The sequence below is a fragment of the Paraburkholderia xenovorans LB400 genome (genome assembly GCF_000013645.1).
GTDB classification, from domain to species: Bacteria; Pseudomonadota; Gammaproteobacteria; order Burkholderiales; family Burkholderiaceae; genus Paraburkholderia; species Paraburkholderia xenovorans.
In genome coordinates, this window is record NC_007952.1 from 1953084 (window position 1) to 1973601 (window position 20518).

The window sequence follows — 20518 nt, forward strand, 5'->3', positions numbered from 1 at the left end:
CGTGTATCACCAAATGCCCTATCTTTAATCCTTCCATTCCTATAGCCATCCTAATTATTCTGATTAAAACTAAGACACCGCTTCTCACACACCACTTCTCACTGGCCCAACCCTGCACTGCTACGATTGTTCAGGCCACGCCACGTGTGCCCATGCGCACCGGCCACACCACCACGCGGCCGCGCTGCACCGAATGCAGCTCGGTCTGTGTAAACGAATGAGCCGATACATGCCGCGCCAGGTAGTGTTCGAGAATCAGGCCGAGCAGATAGGTGCTGACGCCGCCGAGACCCGACTCGTCAACGGTCAGCGTGCACGCGATACCACGTCCGAGGGCAAGATCGCCGGAACGCGGAAGCTTGCGTGTCACCGTCCGGCTGCCGACTTTCACCAGACTCCCGATCTGCTGACGGTAAGCCGTGTTGTCCGCGGCAACGAACAGTTGCAGCAGATCACGCAGGCTCGCGCCCGACGCCTCGCCAGCTCGCGCCTGCAGCGTGAGGTAGTTGAAGTTCAACTGGCGGATCAGCCGCCATGCCGCCTCGCGCTCCGCATAGGGTGCGCGCGGAACACTGGGCGTGCGGATCAACCCCACCTGTTGAACCGGTGATGATTGCAGCAGCGTGAGATCGCTGACGCCATTGCACGGGATCAGGTTGGGCAGGTCGCGGTTGGTCAGCCATGCGTCGATCGAGAGGTAGCGCATGTGCTGTTCATAGGGCCGTTCGTCCTGATCGACCAATGACACGAAAGCCTCCGTGCCGATGTACGGCGTGCGCGTGCCGTAGCGGCGCAGCGAGTCCGACGCCAGCTTGCGCTCACGACGCAGCGTGAAAAACCGCCCGTGATTGCCTTCGTCGTTGGTCAGCGTCTGGTACAGCGGACGGAATTCGAGTGACTCCGAATTCTTGCTGACCTGACCATACAAACCCTGGACTGAAAACACCTCGTAATCGCGCGGCGCAAGCGGGTCGGGAACGAGTTGGAACTCGGCGCCCGTGCCATACGCTTCCGCCGGATCGGACCGGCTTTTGAACAGATTGATGACCGGCGTACAGAACAGCGCGAACTGCGACGCATCCACCCGGTCGGCCAGCGCGCCGGGCGGCCGGTCGAGCAGTACGACGATCTCCGCTTCCCGGCTGCACACCTGGCGCAGGCCGGCCGCGAGCCCGGTCAGCGTGAAAAAGTAGAAGCGCGACGGGCATGCCGCGAACTCGTGCAGCAGATTGTGCCCGTGAAGCTTCTGCGAAACGAGCGGGAGCAGCCCCTGTCCAGGTTCCAACCCCTCATGAACCACCGCCTCCTCACTCACCGCATGAAACGGAGCGCCCGGCGTGCCGAACCGTCCCGGCTCGCCGATGATCGACGCGATACCGGCCGCGTGCAGCAATTCGAACAGGTGGGAAGCCGTCCGCTCGTCGCCGGCCAGATACACCGGCAGCCGGTGCAGTCCCCGGAGGCTCTCGATGGCGACACCGTTCGTGGTGCGCAGGCGCAGCCGCAACGCGCCCCGGACCTCGGCGCCGTAGCGCACGTAGCGGTCGAGCGCGGGAATGTCGGGCGGGATGCCGGTCAGCTTCGCGCTGCTGATCTCCAGCGGGTATAGCGTGACGTCCTGGCTGCTGCGGAACTGGCAGCGCGTACTCTCGTTGACGAGCGTGCCGCTCATGAACGCCGCACCGCGCGCGATGTGCGCGCCTTCGGCGAGATTGCCCTCCGTGGCGCAGGGAAACAGCCGCGCAACCGCGATTGACGGCGTGGGCGCCGCATAGTTCGGATAGATGATTTCGAGCAGCCGTTCCGTCAGGCGGGGAAATTCGGCGTCGAGCCGCAACTGCATGCGTGCGGACAGGAAACAGAACGATTCGATCAGACGCTCGACGTACGGGTCGCCAATCTCGCCCGCCTGCATGCCCAGGCGCCGGGCAATCTTGGGATGGGCCTGCGCGAACTCACCCGCCAGTTCACGCATGTAGACCAGCTCACTCGTGTAGTACTCCAGCAGTCGAGGGTCCACTTTGGCTCCGTTTCGTTAAGTGCGGGAGAAGGTGCGCACCAGCGTTTCGCCGCGACAGATTCCGTGAGCGTCTCTGCACGGATCGACGCCGGGCAGCCCTCTCGGTACGGCTAGCTTGCTCACCTTTCCAGCCCGCACCGCGTGCCCCGGGAAAGAAAAACAAGGCTAACCGATATTCATCGGATGAATTGTCAAGATGTGCAACGATTGGCGCGCACAAGGCGTTGTGTCCTAACTTTGCGCGTGAATGTCAAATCTACATACGAATGAAAAAACGCCTTTCAGACAACAAGCCGTCAACACAAATAAATCGGCCGTTCACGCCAGAAATTCGTCCACCCGCACCGCAACAGAAACCCTCTGCCTGAGCCAAACCAAAATTCGAATATCAGGCACACCCCTTGCTGAACAGACGCGTCTACCCATCCCACCGCACTGTGCGAGTGCACAAATCCCGTCCTTGGGGGCCGCTTTGCCGCTCAACGTTCTTCTCGTCGCTTCCGAAGCCCTGCCGCTCGCCAAATCCGGCGGCCTCGGCGACATGGTCAGCGCATACGCCGCCGCTCTGCGCGATGCCGGCGTCGATGTCTCGATCCTGATGCCCGCGTATCCGGCCGCGCTCGAACGCGCCGTCGACGTCACGCCCGTCGCGCGCATGACCGGCCTGCCCGGCGGCGACGCCCGGCTCCTGCGCGGCCACATGCCCGACACCGGCGTGCCGGTGCTGCTTCTGCAGATGGATCACCTGTTCGCGCGCGAAGGCCTCTACCGCGATCCGCAAGGACGCGACTATCTGGACAACCTCACGCGTTTCGCATCGCTCGCTGCAGCGGCCGCGCGAGTGGCGCGCGGCGTGCGCAACGTGAAGCGCCCCGACATCGTGCACGCGCACGATTGGCATGCAGGACTCACGCCGCTGTATCTGCGGCTTGCGGGCGTTGCCGCCAGAAGCGTCTTCACGATTCACAACCTGGCGTTCCAGGGCAACCATCCGCTCGCTATGGGCGGCTGGATCGGCGTGCCGCCCGAATTGCTGGCGCCCGCGCTTTCCGACGAACGCAGCATCGAGTTCTATGGCTCGCTCAGCATGATGAAAGCCGGCATCGTCCATGCGGATCGGGTCACGACCGTGAGCCGGCGCTATGCGCGCGAAATCCTGACGCCGCGTTTCGGGCACGGCATGGAAGGCGTGTTGCAGGCGCAGGCGGCCAAGCTGTCGGGCATCGTGAACGGCATCGACAGCGCGGTATGGAATCCGGCTACCGACAAACATATCGCGCGCCCCTATTCCGTCGACGATACGGCCGGCAAGCAGGCCTGCAAGCGCGATTTGCAGCAGGCCTTCGGGCTGACGCGCGATCCGTTCGCACCGCTCGTCGCCATCGGCAGCCGTCTGACCGAACAGAAGCTCGCCGACGTCGTCGTGCATACGCTGCCGGCGCTGCTCGAACGGCATCCGCGCCTGCAGTTCGCGATTCTCGGCCAGGGCGAGCAAGGCATCGAACAGGCGCTGCAGGGCATCGCGGCCGCGTGGCCGGGACGCGTCGGCGTACAGATCGGTTATGACGAGCGGCGGGCGCACATGCTGCACGCGGGTGCGGACATTCTGCTGCACGGCAGCCGCTTCGAACCCTGCGGACTCACGCAGCTCTACGCAATGCGCTACGGCACGATTCCGGTGGCCTCGCGCGTGGGCGGCCTGGCCGATACGATCGTCGACTATCTGCCGCACGACCCGCGCGGCGACAGAAAGGCGACCGGCTTTCTGTTCGACGGCGAAACTCCGGATGACGTGATGCATGCACTCGGCCGCGCGCTGGACGCGTTCGTGGAGCCGTCGTCGTGGCATGTGTTGCAGCGTAATGCGATGAGCCGCGACTTCGGCTGGGCAACGTCGACTTCGAACTATCTCTCGCTGTATGCGGAGCTGGTGGATGCGCGTCCGGCGCAGCGCGATACGCGGGTCCGCAAGACGCCGGTGCGGGCGCGTGGTGCCGCCGCTGCGGGTAGCCGCAGGGAAGAGTTCAATGCGGGACTCGGGAAGATGGCGCGCAGCGCGTGAGGGTTTTGAGGTGCTCGACCTCGCGGCCGGTCTGACTTCTTCGAGGAGAGGGGTTCGGATTCAGGGCGTGCTAGCCGGGCGTCTCGACACCTCGCCACCACATTCCTAATTCACCCGCTTGCCGACAATCACAATCCCCCGTGAAAGTCCGCTCACGCTGTCCACCGCCAGCGCCGCCGCGTACAACTGCGCGACCGGCACCCAGACAGCGGGATACTTGTAGCGCGCCACGTCGAGCAGCAACGCGCTGTCGCTGGTTGCGTCGTAAGCGGCGAGCGGCGACCAATGCCCGCCGCCCGTCTCGCCAATTTCAATGCGCCTGAAATTCAGCAGCACGAAGCGGTCGTCGTGTCCCGTGGTCGTGCGCACGAGATCGCGGAACTGGTGGAGCGACAGATCCGAGGCGTGATATTTCCTTACGTCGATTGGAAATGCCTGGAGGGCCGTGCCGAGCTGGTCGAGCGTCATGCCCTCTCTCGATACCTGCGCGGCGTTCGCCACTTGCGGGTCGATCCCGCGAAAGAAATCATCCTGCGAAAAGAACGGGAAATCGGGGTATTGCGTCGACTCGGGCCGGCGGATGCCCAACGCGTTGAGCGCCATCACCGACGTCGCAACGGAGCAATAGGCTTCGTTACGCTGGGTCTCGAAGTACTGCGAGAGCGGCCAGTACGACTGGTTGGATGCGGAGCCCGTCAAGCGCTTCTGACCGGACGGCTGCGTCAGTGCGACGAGGTTCGGGGGAACCGGAAGCGGTCCGTCGGCGGAGTGGGCAGCGGCTCGTGTGCCGGTCTGGGCCGCGGTTTGAACAGAGGACTGAGCGGCGCGCTGAGTAGCAGGCTGAACCACCGCGGGCTGAACCACCGCAGTCTGCGCATCGGGTTGACTCGCAACCCGCGGCACCGGTGCGCAAGCAGCCAGCACCGCCACCAGACCCGCCACAACCCACTCAGGCTGGCTCAGGCGCCGCGCGGCGCGCATCAACGAATATCTGGACATGGACCTTTCCGCTGGGAATGAACTCACATTGACCGCGCTCGTGCCGATGCGCGGATCAGCACGCGCCAGCGAGCTTCGGTTTTGTAACACGAAACAAAACCCGGCGTGCGCGACGCTCATCGCGTGGCCGTCAATGAAAGGTCGGACCGGAAAGCGGAGTTGAATGCGTGAAGCGATACACGCGACGCAAGATACGTGGAGTCAACCTGCCGAACGTGCGCTCAGTTGGCCTGAGCCGCGAACGCGTAGCCGTTCTTGCCGCCGCGCTTGACGCGGTACATCGCGTCGTCCGCCGCGGCGACGAGGCGCTGGTAATCGTCGACGAGATCGGGAAAGCTGGCAATGCCGATGCTTGCGCGAACCAGTCCGATTCCCATCTGTCTGTCGGTCGCGACCACACACGCAATGAGCCGTCGGGCAATCTCGGCCAGTTCGTCGGCCGTCGAAAATGCGCGAATCAGTATCGCGAATTCGTCGCCGCCAATGCGCGTGACCACATCCGCTTTGCGCACCGACTCGCGAAAGCGCCGCGATACCGCGATCAGGAATTCATCGCCGGCATGGTGGCCGAGCGAATCGTTGACCTGTTTGAAGCCGTCCAGATCCACATACAGCACGGCGATTTTCCGGTGCGCCGATCCGGCTTGCAGCTTCGCGGCGGCCTCGTCGAGCGCGGCGAACAGCTTGCGCCGGTTCGGCAGGCCGGTCATCGGATCGTGCAACGCGGCGTACTCGAATTCGTACGACTCGCCGGCGAGTTGCCGATTACGTTTGGCGTACATGCCGAGCGCGCTGAGCAACAAAGAGAACAGCAACGCGGCCAGCGCGATCAATACATTCGCGACATGCGCAATCCGCAAGCGTACGTCCGCGCCATCGGCGTCGCGCTGCGCTCGCCAATACGCCGAGACCGTGGCAAGCAGCGCGTCGGTCGCGTTCAGACTGGCATCGGGCATCAGCGCCGAGGCGGGCACATGCGGCGCGGCCGCCGGACTGGCGTTCACCAATGCCGCGAGCGCGCCGAGGCGATCGGCGAGTTCCGTGCGTGCCTGCCGGTCAGCCTGCGCTTGCGCGTCACGCTCACCCGGGCGTTGCCGCCATACGTCGACCATTGCGCGCGCGCCGTCCGCCCGGCCTGCCGCTTCGAGTACGAGCCCGGCGTATTCCTGCTTCAACTGATCGGAGAAGATCGTTCTGATTTGCCAGGCGAGATAGAGGAGGCCGACCAGCAGGCAGATCAGGGAAGCGCCGGCCAACACCGCGGGCAACCGCCTGAAGCGGACCACGGCGGCACCCGCCGGATCGACGCGCCCACCACGGCGTCGCTCACGGATGGGAATAGATGTCTTGCTGATTTGCGTTGCCATGCTGCCGATAACTCACACGACGAAAAAAGAGCTCCAGACGAGCGAACGGATTGTCTTTGTGTCTCGCGCTGGTGGGAGTCGCACGGCGCTCCTGCGGCGTGGCGCGGCTATCTTTGGCGGGTCGCGTCGAGACCAGTTGCTGCGCCGGTGGATTGCCGACGCCGGCCGAACGGCGAGTGGAGGATGTCGCGGGAGGCACGGGTGCGGCAGCCGGATCGGCCTCAGCCACGAAGGTTGCCGGCAGCCCGGATCCCGAATGCCGCGTGACTTCACCGGACCAGGAGGCCAGCCGGCCGCCCGCCTCCGGATCGCCGCCGGTTGGCGATGCCGTCACGGTTGAGCCGGTTGTCGCCGCTGTTGTTGCCACGGATGCCACCGACGTCGATGACGTCACGCTCGCGGGCTTCGCGATCACGGCCGCGTTCGCGGGCGCGCCGTTGCCGAGCGCTTGCCGCGCGCCCGCCATAGCCTGGGCGTACGCCTGTTGATCCTGATTGAACCAGACACCGTACGCTACCGTACCAAGCACGCCGATGGCGAGCGCGCCGGCCACTGCCACGCACATGGCCAGACGTCCGAACCTCGGCGGCGCGGCGGCGCCGGAACGTGACGAACCGTTCATCTGAGCGCAGGCATCCGGGCCGCCGGCCACGGACTTTCGCAAGTTGGGATCGTTAAACATCGCAATACACTCCGGAATCCTTACGTCTGGTGTGTCGGCGGACTTTATTCACACGATTTTGCAGATCGATGGCAAGCCGCTCGACGAATTCAACCCCCTCATTGCACGAGAACAACACGGCAATGCTGCGCTTTAAACGGCGTCTTGGCGAGGCGGGGTTGCGTCGAAATAACAGGTAAAAATTCTACGGCGCGGGTAGTCACGCGCTGCGTCGTGAAACTTCGCGAGGCGCGCACGCAAGCCGTACAGGCAGCGCAGCGGGCATCAGGCGGACGGCTATGTGTGATGCGGCAGCCACCCTCAGGCGCAATGGCTTGCCCGTGCTTTACGACGCGTGCCTGAAACGCAAGGTGAAACGCAAGGGTCATTCCCGCTCGCCGGCCGGCGACTGTAGCTGATACTGCCGCGGTTCGATGACAGGCGCGTGCCGGGCGAATGCCGCATTGGATTGCGGCGGATGGCCTGTCTTTATCGGCCCGGCCAACAGCTATCGAAGGTCCGCAATCACGAACGGTGAACGCCGTATCGCTGGCCGATTCCCACTTATTCACGCTGGCGTCCGGAAGCTCGATTTCGGCGGCGCATAGCTACTTGCAGCGACACGCGCCGCGCATGCCGTCACGTGCCTCTGTCCTCCTCTTCGACAAGCAGTGCGCAGTCATTGATCCCCGCCTGGAAAGATTCCTATACCGCGGCGCGACTTCCCGGCGCACCGACGCCTACGGTGGCCCGATCGAAAATCGCGTACGCTTTCTACGCGAAACGGTCGAAGCGCTGATTGCCGTGTGGGGCGCGGAGCGGGTCGGCGTGCGCATCTCGCCATTACTCGGATTTCACCGCATATTCGCCTACTGTAGAAACCGCTGAAGAAACCGGCAAAACCGCATGAGCCGAGGTGCCCTCACCCTCACCTCGCCTGCGGCGGTTCTGCTCACTTCGCCCTTACCGAACCCGGAGACTGTCATGTCACGCACCATCAAGTTTGCAAAGGCCGGTGGCCCCGAAGTGCTCGAATTCATCGAGACGCCGGTGGCCGCGCCTGGCCCGCACGAAGTTCGCATCAAGGTCGAGGCGATCGGTCTGAATCGCGCCGAATCGATGTGGCGCAACGACGCCTATATCGAGCCGGTCAGCTTTCCCGCGGGTTTGGGCTACGAAGCCGCGGGCGTCGTCGATGCGGTCGGCGCCGAAGTCACGGGCATCGCGCCCGGCGACAAGGTCAACGTCATGCCGTCGTTCTCGATGAATCAGTACTTCACGTATGGGGAAGTCATTCTTGCGCCGGACTACGCCGTCGTGAAGCATCCCGAGTCACTTTCGTTCGCCGAGGCGGCGTCGGTCTGGATGATGTTCGTGACGGCCTATGGCGCGCTGATCGAAGACGCAAAGGTGACCGAGGGCGATTTCGTCCTCGTGCCCGCGGCGTCGAGCAGCGTGGGGCTTGCGGCCATCCAGATCGCCAACTACGCCGGCGCGACTTCGATTGCGCTTACGCGCACGTCGGCGAAACGCCAGCAACTGCTCGATGCCGGCGCCGCGCATGTGATCGCCACCGCGGAAACCGATCTGGTAGCCGAAGTCATGCGCATCACGGACGGCAAAGGCGCGCGCGTGGCGTTCGATCCGGTCGGCGGCCCGACTTTCACGAAGCTGCTTGCGGCGCTGTCGTTTCAGGGCATTGCGTATATCTACGGCGCACTCAGCGAAGAAGCCACGCCGCTGCCGGTACTGGAGATGATCGCCAGGATGCTGACCGTGAAGGCGCACAACATCTGGCTGACAAGCGGCGATGCCGCGCGCCGGAAAGCCGCCGTGGATTACGTGCTCAAAGGTTTGGAGAGCGGCGCGCTCAAGCCGGTGATCGACCGCACCTTCACGTTCGACGATATGGTGGAGGCTCACCGCTATCTGGAGACCAACGGCCAGTTCGGCAAGATCGTCGTGACGGTCCAGGCGGGCCTTGCGGATTCGAACGTCGACACGGCAGCAGTGCGTGAAGCGGGAGCGGCTTCGTCGGTTTCCTCGACAGCGCGTGTCGCAGGCTGATAGAAGCTGTTGCCGGCTTCCGTCGGCGTGAGGGTGCGTGTGGGCACGCAGCAAAACTGCATGCGCCGTGAGCGCCCCGTCCGCAGTCCGTAGATGCGTCTCGCACCGCGCTTACCGCGCTCACTGCACGGTAATGGTCTCCTTCATATTCGGATGGATGCCGCAAAACACCTTGTAGACACCCGGCTTGTCGAACCTGAACTGATACGTATCGTTCTGATCGAGCGCGGCAGAGCGAAACATGCCCGCGTCGTTGACGACGGTATGCGGTTCGCCGTCGAGATTTTTCCAGGTCACGGTCGAGCCGGCTTTGACCGTGAGTTCCATCGGCGAAAACATGAAGTTCTTGATGACGACCGCGTTCGGCGCTTCCGCGCGCGCCACGGACGTCCCGAACAATGCGGCAATCAATGCCGAACCTGCGGCCGCCATGAGCAAGACGCGACGAATCTTTTTAGTTTGCATAACTGATCTCCTGCGTTAAAAAAATAATTGTCAAACCAGTGTCGTGTCGTCCAGCGTCGCCTTGAGCGGATGCCGCGCGATCCTGACGCTGGTGATACCGAGCATTTTCGGCAGTTGACCGGCGGCCACCGTCAACGGGCCGGGGCCGGTGCCGTTGCCGGCGGTCGGCTGCGGGTAGGCCGTGGAGCGCGCCGTGTGGAAGGTAATGTTGCCCTCCACTTTCGACACGATCTGATGAATGTGGCCGTTCAGCACGGTCACCGAGCCGAAGCGTTTCAGATAGCTCATGGCCTGGCCGGCATCGCCGGTGCCCCAGCCCCACGGCTCGTAGATCGTCCACATCGGCATATGCGCGAACACCACGATCGGCGTGCTGGACGAGCGCCCTTTCAGATCGTTTTCGAGCCATTCGAGCTGTTCATCGCCGAGACCGCCCAGACCGTTCGGCTTGAAGTGCATCACGTTGACAAGGCCGACGAAATGCACGCCCTGATGATCGAAGCTGTAATAGCCCTTGTTGTCCGAAGCCTTGCCGAAACGGCTGAAGTATTCCGTTCCGGGGCCGTCGGTCACGTCATGCTCGCCGGGCACGGTGTGCAGCTCGGTGATCTTCAGGCCGGACATCAACTGCGCCGCGAGATCGAACTCCGCGGGTTTGGAAAGGTGCGTGATGTCGCCGGTGTGAATGGTCAGCGCGGGCTTGACCGGCATTGCGTTGACGTACTCGATGGTCTGCTTCAGCGTGCCCGCCACGTCCGGGTTCGCTTCCTTGTTAAAGCCGATGTGCGAGTCGCTGATCTGCAGGAAAAGCGGCACGCCCGCCGTTGCCGCGGACGATTTTTCGTCGGCGGCGAGCGCCAGTTCCACCGGCGTGAGAATGCCTCCCGACAGAACGAACACGGTGCCCAAACCACCGAATGCAAGACATTTCAGTGCGCCGCGCCGCGACGCGTCGAACGGACGATGTGACGACATGTTGACCTCACGATAAAGAGTCGCGGACGGACCGCGGATCATCCGGCGGCCCTCGCGAATCGGTTCGTCAGGCATGACTGGCGAGTGACCGCTTTTATTCCAGAGTCGCCACGCCGGCCTTGCGAATTGTTCGACCCCCGGTCCGTCGCCATGCCTGGCAGGCATGCCGTCCAGCTTATAAAGTCTTTTCATTCCGCCCGGTAAGCCATTAAATTGCACTCAAGGCAATGACTTGAAGCGAAACATGACAGGTCACTCCGAACACGATCTGCTTCAAGGCATACCGCAAATACATACCTTCCAGGAGTTGAAAATGAGCCATCCCGTCATTCTGATCACCGGCGCACTCACCGGCATCGGTCGCGCCACCGCTATCGCGTTTGCTGAAATCGGCGCCCGCCTCGTCGTCTCGGGCCGTCGTGAAGCCGAAGGCAAGGCGTTCGAAAAAGAACTGCGCGAGCTCGGCGCGGACGCCCACTTCATCCAGGCCGACGTGCGCCGCGATGAAGAAGTCGCGAGCCTCGTCGATCAGACGGTTGCCCGCTTCGGCCGTATCGACGCCGCCGTGAACAACGCCGGCACCGAAGGTCAGCCCGGCGCGATCACCAGCCAGACCGTCGAGAGCTACAGCGCGACGTTCGATACCAACGTGCTCGGCACGCTGCTCAGCATGAAGCACGAACTGCGCGTGATGTCGGCGCAGAAGAGCGGCAGCGTCGTCAACGTTTCGTCCACTTACGGCCATGAAGGCGCGGCCTTCGCTTCCGTGTACGCCGGCAGCAAGCATGCGGTGGAAGGCATGACCAGGTCGGCCGCGCTCGAAGTGGCGTCCACCGGCGTGCGGGTCAACGCCGTTGCACCGGGACCGACCGACACCGGCATGCTCGACCGCTTTACCGGCACACCGGAGAACAAGGCCGCGCTCGCCGCGCAGGTGCCGCTCGGCCGTATCGGCAAGCCGGACGACGTGGCGCGCGCCATCGTGTTCCTGGCGTCGGATGCCGCGTCGTTCGTCACGGGGCAGATCGTGACTGTCGACGGCGGCAAGACCGCGGGCTGATCCCACGACGCTTTGCAGTGCCCGGCGCGGACGCTAGCCGGTTGTTCGATGGCAACCCGCGCCGAGCCTGACAACTCATCAACGAGGTCTTGCAGAAAATGAACGCTTCTTCTGAACTGAAACTGTTGTCGCCGGCCAGGGTGGGACCGTTGTCGCTGGCGCATCGCGTCGTGCTCGCGCCGATGACACGACTGCGCTCGGACGCCGACGACAGCCCCAGCGCGATGATGGTGGAGTATTACCGCCAGCGCGCGTCCCAGGGCGGCCTGCTGATTACCGAAAGCGCGCATCCGTCCTACGACAGCCGCGGCTATATCGGCGCGCCGGGCATCTACACGAACGCGCATGTCGAAGCATGGCGCAAGATCACCGACGCGGTCCATGCACGCGGCGCGCGCATCTTCATGCAGATCGCCCACGACGGCCGGCAGTCGCACGTCGATCTGAGCTGGGGCAATGCACCGGTCGCGCCTTCGGTCGTTCCGTACGAAACAACGGTGTTCACACAAAACGGCTGGGTGCCCAACTCACCGCACCGCGCGCTCGAACTCGACGAAATCCCGGCACTCATCCGCTCGTTTCGCGACGCGGCGGCACGCGCCAAAGACTCGGGCTTCGATGGCGTCGAACTGCATAACGCCAACGGTTATCTCGCCGACACCTTCCTTCAGGACGGCACCAACAAGCGTACCGATGCCTACGGCGGCAGTGTCGAGAAACGCGCGCGCTTTTCACTGGAAGCCGTGGAGGCGTTCGCCTCCGTGTGGGGCGCGGATCGCGTCGGCGTACGGGTTTCGCCGAGCGGCCGTTGGGGCGCCATTTCGGACAACCATCCCGAAGCGACGTTCGGCTATTTCGCGCAACGTCTGAACGAGTATGGCCTCGCCTATCTGCATGTCATCGAACCGCGCGTGATGGGCACCGAAACGTTGACCGAAGGCGAAGCGCCGGTGGCTTCCGCATTCCTGCGCAAAGTTTTCACGGGACCGATCATCGCGGCGGGCGGCTTCGATCGCGACGGCGCGGAGCAGATCCTGCAACGCGGCGACGCCGATCTGGTGGCGTTCGGCCGCTGGTTCTCGTCAAACCCCGATCTGCCCGAACGTTTCCGGCTCGGCCACGCGCTTGCGCCCTACAACCGCGAAGCATTCTGGGGCGGCGACGAGCGCGGCTATATCGACTTTCCCTCTCTCCCGGAACACGCCGCCGCATAGCGTGCGTTCTTCAGCATCATTCAAAGGAACATGGACATGACTACCGAAACATTGAAGCTGTACCACTCCGCTTCGTCGCCGAACTCACGGCGCGTGCGCATCTTTCTGGCTGAAAAGGGCGTTCCGGTGACGCTCGTCGCAGTCGACCTCGGCAAAGGCGAGCAACACGGCGATACCTATCGCGCGATCAATCCACGGCGCGTCGTGCCGACGCTGGTGCTCGAAGACGGCACGTCGATCGGCGAAGTGCCGGCAATCCAGCGCTACGTCGAAGAGACTCATCCCGACGCACCGCTATTCGGCACCACACCGAAAGACAAGGCGCTGATCACGATGTGGGAACGGCGCGCGGAACAGGAGGGCTTTGCCTCGGTGATGGAAGCGATCCGCAACATCGCGCCGGGTTTGAAGGGCCGCGCGATTGCCGGGCCGCACGACTACGAACAGATTCCCGCACTTGCCGAGCGCAGCCGGCAACGCGCCGCCAATTTTCTGGCCGATCTCGACGATCGCCTGAAAGACTCCGCGTTCGTGGCGGGTGAACGCTATTCGGTCGCCGACATTACCGCTCTGGTCACGATCGATTTCGCCGCGAAAGCAATCGACCTGCAAGTGCCGGCCGATCTGGAATCGCTCAAGCGCTGGTACGACACGGTATCGTCGCGGCCGAGTGCGGCGGCCTGATTCGCAGCGGCATGTGAAGTGCATTGCAACAGCGGCCCGCACCGCTGCATCACGATGCGGGCTGCTGCGCTGCCGGGTATCGCTCCTGCCGCGCCTGCTGTTTCAGCTGGAACCTGTCTTGATGGCGGACGGTCGGACGCAACCGGGTTTGCGTCTCTTTCATCGCGACTGTCTTGCCCGCAACCAGTCCGTCACCGTATGCGAGCGTCAGCGGAATGGTCCACTGCGTGTCCGGATACCAGTTCTGGTTCGGAAACGGCGACTGTTTCAGCTTGGCCACGGTCCGACTGGTCGTCAGATCGCATTGTGTCGAGCGAAATCAGGCACGCCCGTTCACCGCCTCGGCGATCCGTGCGCACATCGCCTTGTCGGGTAATGGGCCGGAGCCGGCCCGGACATTGTCCGCCATGTACTGCGGGCGCCCCGTGCCGGGAATCACCACTGTCACGGCTGGCTGCGCGAGCACGAACTTCAGAAGAACCTGCGCCCAACTCGCGCAGCCGATTTCCGCCGCCCACCCAGGCAGCGGCGTTTTACCGACGCGCGCAAGCAGCCCGCCGCCGCCGAAGGGCTGATTGATCACGACGCCAATACCCAATTGCGCCGCGAGCGGCAGGATGCGCGCTTCGGCCGCGCGGTCGTCCGCTGCGTAATTGATCTGCACGAAGTCGGGCTTGTCGCTGCGCATAACGGCCGCGACTTCGTCGAATGCGCTCGACGTGTAGTGCGTAATGCCGATATAGCGGATCCGCCCGCGCGCTTTCCAGTCGCGCAGCGTGGCGAGTTGCGTGCGCCAGTCGAGCAGGTTATGCACCTGCATCAGGTCGATGCGCGGTTGCTGAAAGCGGCGCAGCGACTCTTCCATCTGCGCGATGCCCGCCTCGCGTCCTTCGGTCCAGACTTTGGTGGCGACGAAGGCTTTCCCGTGCGCGCCGAGTTGCGTGAGCAACGCACCGGCCACCGCTTCCGACGAACCGTACATCGGCGACGAATCGATAACCGAACCGCCGGCTTCGAACAGGATGCGCAGAACTTCGGCGAGTTGCGCGCGAGCGGCGGGATCGTCGCCGACATCGAAAGTGCGCCACGTGCCGCAGCCGACCACGGGCAGCCGCTCGCCCGTAGCGGGAATCACGCGTTGCGCCATGCGCGGCAGCGGCGTGGTGGACTCGGTTCGTGACGGACCCGGCGTTTGAGACGATGCCAGCCGGGGAAAAGCGAGCGCGGCCGACAGACCGATGGCGCTACCGCCCGTTGTGCGCAGAAAACGGCGTCTGCCGGAAAGCTTTGCGGCGTTTTGCGACGAAAGTGCCATGACGTACCCCATTTCGTGCGCACTGGATCGCACTAGATCAATCCGCGAGATTGCAATTCGTGCGACAAAGCGTCGACACTGACAAACCTGTGCGCTTGCAGCCCTGCATCGATCGCACCGCTCACATTGGCGGCCGTGTCGTCGACGAAAAGCGTTTCGGCCGCAGGCACGCCGAGTTGTTCCAGGCAACGCAGATAAGTCTGCGCCGCGGGCTTCGCGGCCCCGTACGATGCCGATGAATAGACATGCGAGCCGAACAGCCGCGCGACAGACGGATTCAGATAACCGATGTGATCGGTAAACAACCGGCAATTGTTCGTCAGCACCGCAATACGGTGGGACTTGGCGACTCTCGCGGCAAGCGCGAGCGCTTCCCCGTTCGGCGTAATCGACGCGTGGCGGGCAGCCAGCCAGTCGTCGCGGCTGATCGGCGCGTTCAGCAGAATGGCCAACTCATGCAGATATTCGTCGTCGCCGATCTCCCCGGCGTCCGCGCGTGCTTCGAGACCCGATCCCCAGATCGCGTGACGCACGGCTTCCGGCGCGCAACCCGTGAGCGCGGCCAGACGCTCGGTCCGCATGGCGCGGTCGTAGTGGGACAGAACACCTTCCATGTCGAACAGAACCAGCGTGATGGATGCAGTCATGCTGTCGACCTCGCGTGAGGAGCCCTCAGGAATGGAGAAAACCGCATGGCAGGATGACGCCGAACGGCCGCCTCTTTCTATTGTGCCTCGACAAAACCGCGCTTGCCTGCAACGGGCCGCGACTGCTACATGCCGATCAAAAAACTTTCCCGCCAAAGGAATAAAGCCGCAACGCCACGCGTTCAATAGGCGCAGTGACCATCGTGCATGACAGAGAGGTGCGGCCATGAAATCTGTGCTTAAGGCATTGGGCGCCGTCGCCGCGTCACCCACCGACCTCAACCTGAAAAATGCGTGGGGCGTTGCGTTCAATCCGAAAGGCTTCGTCTGCGTGGCGGACAACGCCACTTCGCCTGCGTCGCTCTACGACGGCAACGGCACACTATAGTCGCTAGTGGTCAGCATTCCGAATGGAACCATTGGTCCCGCGAATCCGACCGGTATCGTGTTCAACGGCACGACGGACTTTGCCTGACGGCACGCCGTTCGTCCAGCACGGTTTGTGGGGCATCGCGTTCGGCAACGGGCTCAGCAATCTGCCGGCCAACACGCTGTTTTTCGCCGCCGGGCCAAATGACGAAGCGGATGGAATCTATGGACGCATCGACGTGAAAATGTGACGGGCGGCGCAATGGTTCGCCGCGCCGCTTGCGTGACGCGCGCGGCTAGCTCTTCACGCCGCGCAGCGCATACGCGGACAGCGTGGCGAGCCGCTCCGCGCTCAGCATTCTCGCGATCCGCTTCACCGCGTGCCGCACGCGGCCACGCAGATGCGCCGTGCGCATGTGGCGCCAGAAACGGTCCGGCGCGAAATCGTCGAAACGCGCTTCTTTTTCGAGCAACGCCTTGCCGCCCGGCAAATGGACGAACGAACAGCAGCGAAACCACCGCAGGTCGCGATAGTTGTTGCCGGGCCAATGCCGGCCTATGGCCTGATATGCGCCGACTTCGATCAGCACCTGCCCTTCGTCGCTGAGTGCATTGAGCGCGGCCGAAATGAACGCTTCGTCGCCGTGATGCCTCAGACGCGCGCTTTCGCTGAGATAGCGTGCATAACTGGCCCGCGCGCGCGGCACGAGCCGTCGCAACGAAGCGGGCGTCGCAAGCAGAAACTCGCCGCCATACCAGCGAGGATTCCTGAGCCGCCGGTCCGCGACGATTTCCAGATCCGCGACCACGTGTTCGCTGCCGTATGCCGGAAAGACCTGATCCGAAATATCGAATACGCCGAGACCCGCTTGCGCGCATCGCTCGATCAGGTCCTGGTCGAGCGGGAGCAGCGCCACTACGTCGGCGTCGAGCAACAGCATCATCGTGTCGGCCGGCAACGTCTCCGCCATCTGGTCCATCAGGTCGAGCTTGAAATGCGCGGCGTAGAACGGCGTGTTCTTCGGCAGTTCGATCGTCGCGGCGAGTGTCGTCACTGCCGGCCGGTTTGCTGTCGGCATGCTTTCAAGCCGACGCGCGACGAGGGCCGGTGCGTTCGTCACGATGGTCAATGTCGGCATGCCCACGCGCCGCAAGCTGTTATTCAGGCAGACCGCCTGGCTCACGTACGAGAGCGGATCGCGATTCGTCGAGTTGGGGCCCGGCTTCGCGTCGACATCCACATAAACAAGAGTGCAAGGAAAAAGATTCACATCGCTCCTCTCCACGCGTGCGCGACAGATCGCCTTTCAGCATGCTGTCGTTACTATCGGAGGTTGATCCACATGTTCCAGGCGGGGGCAAAGAAGCCCCCGCAAGGTGCGCGGCATGGGAAACCGCAGTTCGTGCCATCACGGCGTCACATTCGAACCGGGGTACGCTGATCTGCGGCGATGGAGTCGGATGAACCGGGGCGCAGGTATCACGTTTGGTCTATCGTTTCACGTCCTTGCATTGCCTTTCCGCCAAAACGCAGAGAGACGCGACGCGGATCGCGTCGAACTTCAGGCGGCTCATCGGCTTCGCGCAATAATTGCGGATGCTTTATTGAGCGCTTGTGAATAACTTACTTGTTAGCGATTCCGTTATGCCTTCCGATCACGCGAGCGCCTGATTTGCCGGCGATATAAATGAGGATGTCGATGGTTCGCGAGGCAATTCTCGTCCGGACAACTCGCGGGCCGGCACACGCGGTCGACGACGAGTGTCGAAGTTCGACGCGCACCTGAGCGACGGCCGCAAAGCAGCCGCAGTCGAATTGGCGCTACTGCTGCCGCAGCGGCCGGAAAAACTGGCGAATGTCGGCGGCGAGCAGATCGGGTTTTTCCATCGCCGCGAAATGTCCGCCGCCCGGCATGTCGGTCCATTGCAGAACATTGAAAGTTCTTTCGAGCCAACTGCGCGGCGGATGATTGATCTCCTTCGGAAAGTGCGCAAAGCCAACGGGCGGCAGAACGCGTTGGCCGTCCGCGAAACGCATGGGCTGCAGGCGGTTTTCCCAGTACATCTGGATTGCCGGTCCGATGCACTGGGTGTGCCAGTAGAGCGAAATGTTGGTGAGCAGGTCGTCTTTCGAAAACACACGCTCGACGTCGCCCTCGCAATCGCTCCATGCGCGAAACTTCTCGCCGATCCATGCCGCCAGTCCCACCGGCGAATCGTTGAGCGAAGCCGCGAGCGTCAGCGGTTTGGTGGCATGCATATGCGCATAGCCGCCTTCGAGCGCGGCCCATTCGTTTTTTTCGCGCAGGAATTTTTCCTCTGCGGGCGTGAGCGGTTTCTGCGCCGCGCCGATGGCAGGCTCATACGAACTCGGCAGGAAGTTGAGATGAATGCCGCCCACCGCTTGCGGATGCCGTGCCGCGAGCGCGATCGACACCCCCGCGCCGAGATCGCCGCCTTGAGCGCCGAAGCGCTCGTAACCGAGGCCGCGCATCAGCGGCGCCCACAGGTCCGCCACCTGAAACGCGGACATGCCGGCTTGCGCGGGCGCCTGCGAAAACGTGAAGCCGGGCAGCGAAGGCACGACGACATGGAAGGCATCGGCGGAATCGCCACCGAAGGCGGCCGGGTCGCACAATCGGTCGAGCAACGCGTGGAACTCGAAAAACGATCCGGGCCAGCCATGCGTGATCACCAGCGGATAGGGCGCCGGACCCACGCCGCGCCGATGGACGAAATGCACGCGCTGCCCCTCGACATCGGCGAGAAATTGCGGCTGCCGGTTCAGGCCGCGCTCGGCCGCGCGCCAGTCGAAATGCCCGGCCCAATACGCGGTCAGTTCACGCAGCCACGCGGCATCGACGCCCTGCTGCCAGACTGGCGACGGCGTCGCCGGCGCCCAGCGGGTCGCGCGAATACGCTGGCGAAGATCGTCGATGTCATGATCGGCGATTGCAATCTGGAACGGTTCTATCTGCATGGCGACTCGTCCGGCGTAACGGATGGTTGACGGGCGTGCCCTCGCTCGGCAGCGACGTCAGCGCGTCGTTCAGTGAGGCCGCTGAATCGGGCCATTGACTCGGGCCATTGAATGAAACGCCAGACCGGGCCATTGAGTCAGCGAGCAGGCACAGAGCAAATTGCATGGTACACAATGGCGCATTTTCTGTTTTGCCTCCTGGAGACTGCCATGTCTGGAGCGCTCGCTGCCCTGCTCACCTTTCAATGCCTCGGCGAAGGTGTTTCGTACGTGTTCCACATACCGGTGCCAGCCCCCGCGATCGGCATGCTGCTGCTATCCGGCTTTGTCATGCTGCGTCCGCAGACCGCGGTACGCGATCCACTTCGAAGGTACGCGGTTCGCTTTTGGCCCGGTCCCGCGACGGTGGCGCTCGCGCCGCCGCTTTAGCGGCAGGCTGGATAATGACGCTTCCCCCTGCTGATCGAACGGAGTTTGCTGCGATGTCTGCCTACGAATCCAAAGTGCGGCGGGAGGTGGCCGCGGTGCGGCTCGGTGCTTCGCCGCACCGCGATTGCCGAAAGACGGAAGACGGAAGACGGAAGACGACGGATCTTGCCGGCGCGCACGATCTCCGCGCGCACCCGCGCACGCGTTTTCCGGACCGCCGCTTGCCGAACGTTCGCCGGAACAGCGAGCCGCCGCTACACGAGCGGCCCCTCCTGCTGCTTCCCGCGCATCGCAACGGCAATCGAACTGCCGACAATCAACGCAATGCCGAGCAGCGCCATGCCGCCGATCGTCTCGCCCCACACCACATAGCCGAACAGTGCCGCCCACACGATGCTCGTGTAGTTGTAAGGCGCCAGCGCGCCGGCATCGGCCTGGCGGAACGCCATAGTCATCAGCAATTGGCCGGCCGTGCCGAAGCCGCCCAGCAGCGCCATCACCGCCAGCGCCTGCAGCGAAGGCGTGCGCCACGCGAAGCACAGCGAAGCCCCGGTTACGATCGTGCCGACCGCCGTGAAATAGAGCACGGTGGTGCGCGAATCGTCGGTCGCGCGAATGCGCTTGATCTGAATGATCGATAGCGCGCCGAAAAAGGCGCTCGCGATCAGCAGCACCGGACCGAGCCAGTTCGAATGCGAGCCGTCCGGGCGCACCACGAGCAGTACGCCGGCAAAACCGGCCGCTGCGGCGAGCGCATCGCGCAGCTTGAGGGTCTCCTTCAGCAACAGCGGCGCGAGAACGATCACCAGCAACGTTTCCGAGTACACGATCGCCACCGCCTCGCCAAGCGGCATGTAGGGCAACCCGGCGAAGAACAGGCCCGAGGCGCCGAGCAGCGTCAGCGCGCGAAGGGTCTGGCCGCGCACGTCCATGTGCCTGATCCGCTCGACGATCGGCTTGCCGTGCAGGCACATCGCCACGGCCGGCACCAGGCCGAACAGCATGCGAAAGAATGTCACTTCGTTGGCCGGATACGCGAGCGCCACGGATTTGGCGAGCGCATCGACCAGCGCGAAACAGAACATCGACACGAGGATCAGCGCGACGCTGCGCATTGGCACGGCGGTGGTGCGGACAGCGGTGATGGGCGGCATGAAGTTTCCTGGGAAGCGCGCAACGACACATCGCTGCTTTGGCGTGCCGG

General features: G+C 63.6%; 19 protein-coding genes and 2 pseudogenes. 9 read left to right on the plus strand and 12 right to left on the minus strand.

What is annotated here, in order from left to right; translation table 11 throughout:
* Window positions 1-130: 130 nt before the first annotated feature.
* The gene (tssF, locus tag BXE_RS30610) at window positions 131-2020 is read right to left on the minus strand and encodes a type VI secretion system baseplate subunit TssF (RefSeq protein WP_011491999.1); all 1890 of its coding nucleotides are present in this window, start codon (window positions 2018-2020) and stop codon (window positions 131-133) included.
* Between the two features lie 472 nt (window positions 2021-2492).
* Here tssF and glgA point away from each other — a divergent pair, with 472 nt between their 5' ends.
* Entirely contained in the window at window positions 2493-4082 is a 1590-nt protein-coding gene (gene glgA / locus BXE_RS30615; RefSeq protein WP_011492000.1) for a glycogen synthase GlgA, read from the plus strand.
* A 105-nt stretch (window positions 4083-4187) separates the two neighbouring features.
* On the opposite strand, the gene BXE_RS30620 is transcribed toward glgA, so the two are convergent.
* The 3 genes from BXE_RS30620 to BXE_RS30630 form a co-directional block, all read right to left on the minus strand.
* A complete protein-coding gene (locus tag BXE_RS30620) occupies window positions 4188-5081 on the minus strand; it encodes a phytochelatin synthase family protein (RefSeq protein ID WP_040125311.1) in 894 nt (297 codons plus the stop codon).
* A 221-nt stretch (window positions 5082-5302) separates the two neighbouring features.
* Window positions 5303-6448, minus strand: a complete 1146-nt coding sequence (locus tag BXE_RS30625; RefSeq protein ID WP_233518956.1) for a GGDEF domain-containing protein — start codon at window positions 6446-6448, stop codon at window positions 5303-5305.
* The gene (locus tag BXE_RS30630; RefSeq protein ID WP_233518955.1) at window positions 6408-7070 is read right to left on the minus strand and encodes a hypothetical protein; all 663 of its coding nucleotides are present in this window, start codon (window positions 7068-7070) and stop codon (window positions 6408-6410) included. The genes BXE_RS30625 and BXE_RS30630 overlap by 41 nt, the downstream gene beginning before the upstream one ends.
* Before the next feature lie 495 nt (window positions 7071-7565).
* Here BXE_RS30630 and BXE_RS48270 point away from each other — a divergent pair, with 495 nt between their 5' ends.
* Both BXE_RS48270 and BXE_RS30640 read left to right on the plus strand, forming a co-directional pair.
* Window positions 7566-7997, plus strand: coding sequence for a hypothetical protein (locus BXE_RS48270; protein ID WP_081435591.1), 432 nt, complete (start codon window positions 7566-7568; stop codon window positions 7995-7997).
* Between the two features lie 96 nt (window positions 7998-8093).
* Window positions 8094-9176 carry a zinc-dependent alcohol dehydrogenase family protein gene (locus BXE_RS30640; RefSeq protein WP_011492005.1) on the plus strand — a complete coding sequence of 361 codons (1083 nt, stop codon included), beginning with the start codon at window positions 8094-8096 and terminating at the stop codon, window positions 9174-9176.
* A gap of 120 nt (window positions 9177-9296) precedes the next feature.
* Here BXE_RS30640 and BXE_RS30645 read toward each other — a convergent pair whose 3' ends face one another.
* Complete coding sequence (locus BXE_RS30645; protein ID WP_011492006.1) at window positions 9297-9641, minus strand: cupredoxin domain-containing protein; 345 nt, start codon at window positions 9639-9641, stop codon at window positions 9297-9299.
* Between the two features lie 30 nt (window positions 9642-9671).
* Entirely contained in the window at window positions 9672-10616 is a 945-nt protein-coding gene (locus tag BXE_RS30650) for a metallophosphoesterase family protein (protein WP_011492007.1), read from the minus strand.
* A 313-nt stretch (window positions 10617-10929) separates the two neighbouring features.
* Here BXE_RS30650 and BXE_RS30655 point away from each other — a divergent pair, with 313 nt between their 5' ends.
* The 3 genes from BXE_RS30655 to BXE_RS30665 all read left to right on the plus strand — a co-directional run bounded on the left by BXE_RS30655 (window position 10930) and on the right by BXE_RS30665 (window position 13574).
* Window positions 10930-11676, plus strand: a complete 747-nt coding sequence (locus BXE_RS30655) for an SDR family NAD(P)-dependent oxidoreductase (protein ID WP_011492008.1) — start codon at window positions 10930-10932, stop codon at window positions 11674-11676.
* 98 nt (window positions 11677-11774) lie between these two features.
* Entirely contained in the window at window positions 11775-12890 is a 1116-nt protein-coding gene (locus tag BXE_RS30660) for an alkene reductase (protein ID WP_011492009.1), read from the plus strand.
* 36 nt (window positions 12891-12926) lie between these two features.
* Window positions 12927-13574 (plus strand): glutathione S-transferase family protein, encoded by a 648-nt coding sequence (locus BXE_RS30665; protein ID WP_011492010.1) that lies wholly within the window; start codon window positions 12927-12929, stop codon window positions 13572-13574.
* A gap of 49 nt (window positions 13575-13623) precedes the next feature.
* Here BXE_RS30665 and BXE_RS30670 read toward each other — a convergent pair whose 3' ends face one another.
* Genes BXE_RS30670 through BXE_RS30680 form a run of 3 tightly spaced genes read right to left on the minus strand, consistent with a single transcriptional unit; the run spans window position 13624 to window position 15536 of the window.
* Window positions 13624-13854, minus strand: a complete 231-nt coding sequence (locus tag BXE_RS30670; RefSeq protein ID WP_040124668.1) for a hypothetical protein — start codon at window positions 13852-13854, stop codon at window positions 13624-13626.
* A gap of 39 nt (window positions 13855-13893) precedes the next feature.
* Window positions 13894-14889 carry an aldo/keto reductase gene (locus BXE_RS30675; RefSeq protein ID WP_011492011.1) on the minus strand — a complete coding sequence of 332 codons (996 nt, stop codon included), beginning with the start codon at window positions 14887-14889 and terminating at the stop codon, window positions 13894-13896.
* 32 nt (window positions 14890-14921) lie between these two features.
* On the minus strand, window positions 14922-15536 hold the full coding sequence (locus BXE_RS30680; protein ID WP_011492012.1) for an HAD family hydrolase: 615 nt from the start codon (window positions 15534-15536) through the stop codon (window positions 14922-14924).
* Window positions 15537-15786: 250 nt separating this feature from the next.
* Between BXE_RS30680 and BXE_RS47395 the strand changes: the two are divergent.
* Window positions 15787-16005, plus strand: a pseudogene (locus BXE_RS47395) (TIGR03118 family protein); the annotation flags it as partial.
* On the plus strand, window positions 16004-16156 hold the full coding sequence (locus BXE_RS47400; RefSeq protein ID WP_233518954.1) for a hypothetical protein: 153 nt from the start codon (window positions 16004-16006) through the stop codon (window positions 16154-16156). The pseudogene BXE_RS47395 and the gene BXE_RS47400, both read left to right, overlap by 2 nt.
* Window positions 16157-16201: 45 nt before the next feature.
* Here BXE_RS47400 and BXE_RS30685 read toward each other — a convergent pair whose 3' ends face one another.
* Together BXE_RS30685 and BXE_RS30690 are read right to left on the minus strand one after the other, a co-directional pair.
* Window positions 16202-17176, minus strand: a complete 975-nt coding sequence (locus tag BXE_RS30685) for a hypothetical protein (protein WP_011492013.1) — start codon at window positions 17174-17176, stop codon at window positions 16202-16204.
* A gap of 551 nt (window positions 17177-17727) precedes the next feature.
* Window positions 17728-18885 carry an epoxide hydrolase family protein gene (locus BXE_RS30690; RefSeq protein ID WP_011492014.1) on the minus strand — a complete coding sequence of 386 codons (1158 nt, stop codon included), beginning with the start codon at window positions 18883-18885 and terminating at the stop codon, window positions 17728-17730.
* A 210-nt stretch (window positions 18886-19095) separates the two neighbouring features.
* Between BXE_RS30690 and BXE_RS30695 the strand changes: the two are divergent.
* Window positions 19096-19236: pseudogene (locus tag BXE_RS30695) on the plus strand (CidA/LrgA family protein); the annotation flags it as partial.
* 332 nt (window positions 19237-19568) lie between these two features.
* Here BXE_RS30695 and BXE_RS30700 read toward each other — a convergent pair.
* Window positions 19569-20468, minus strand: coding sequence for a DMT family transporter (locus BXE_RS30700; RefSeq protein ID WP_011492016.1), 900 nt, complete (start codon window positions 20466-20468; stop codon window positions 19569-19571).
* Between the last annotated feature and the right edge of the window lie 50 nt (window positions 20469-20518).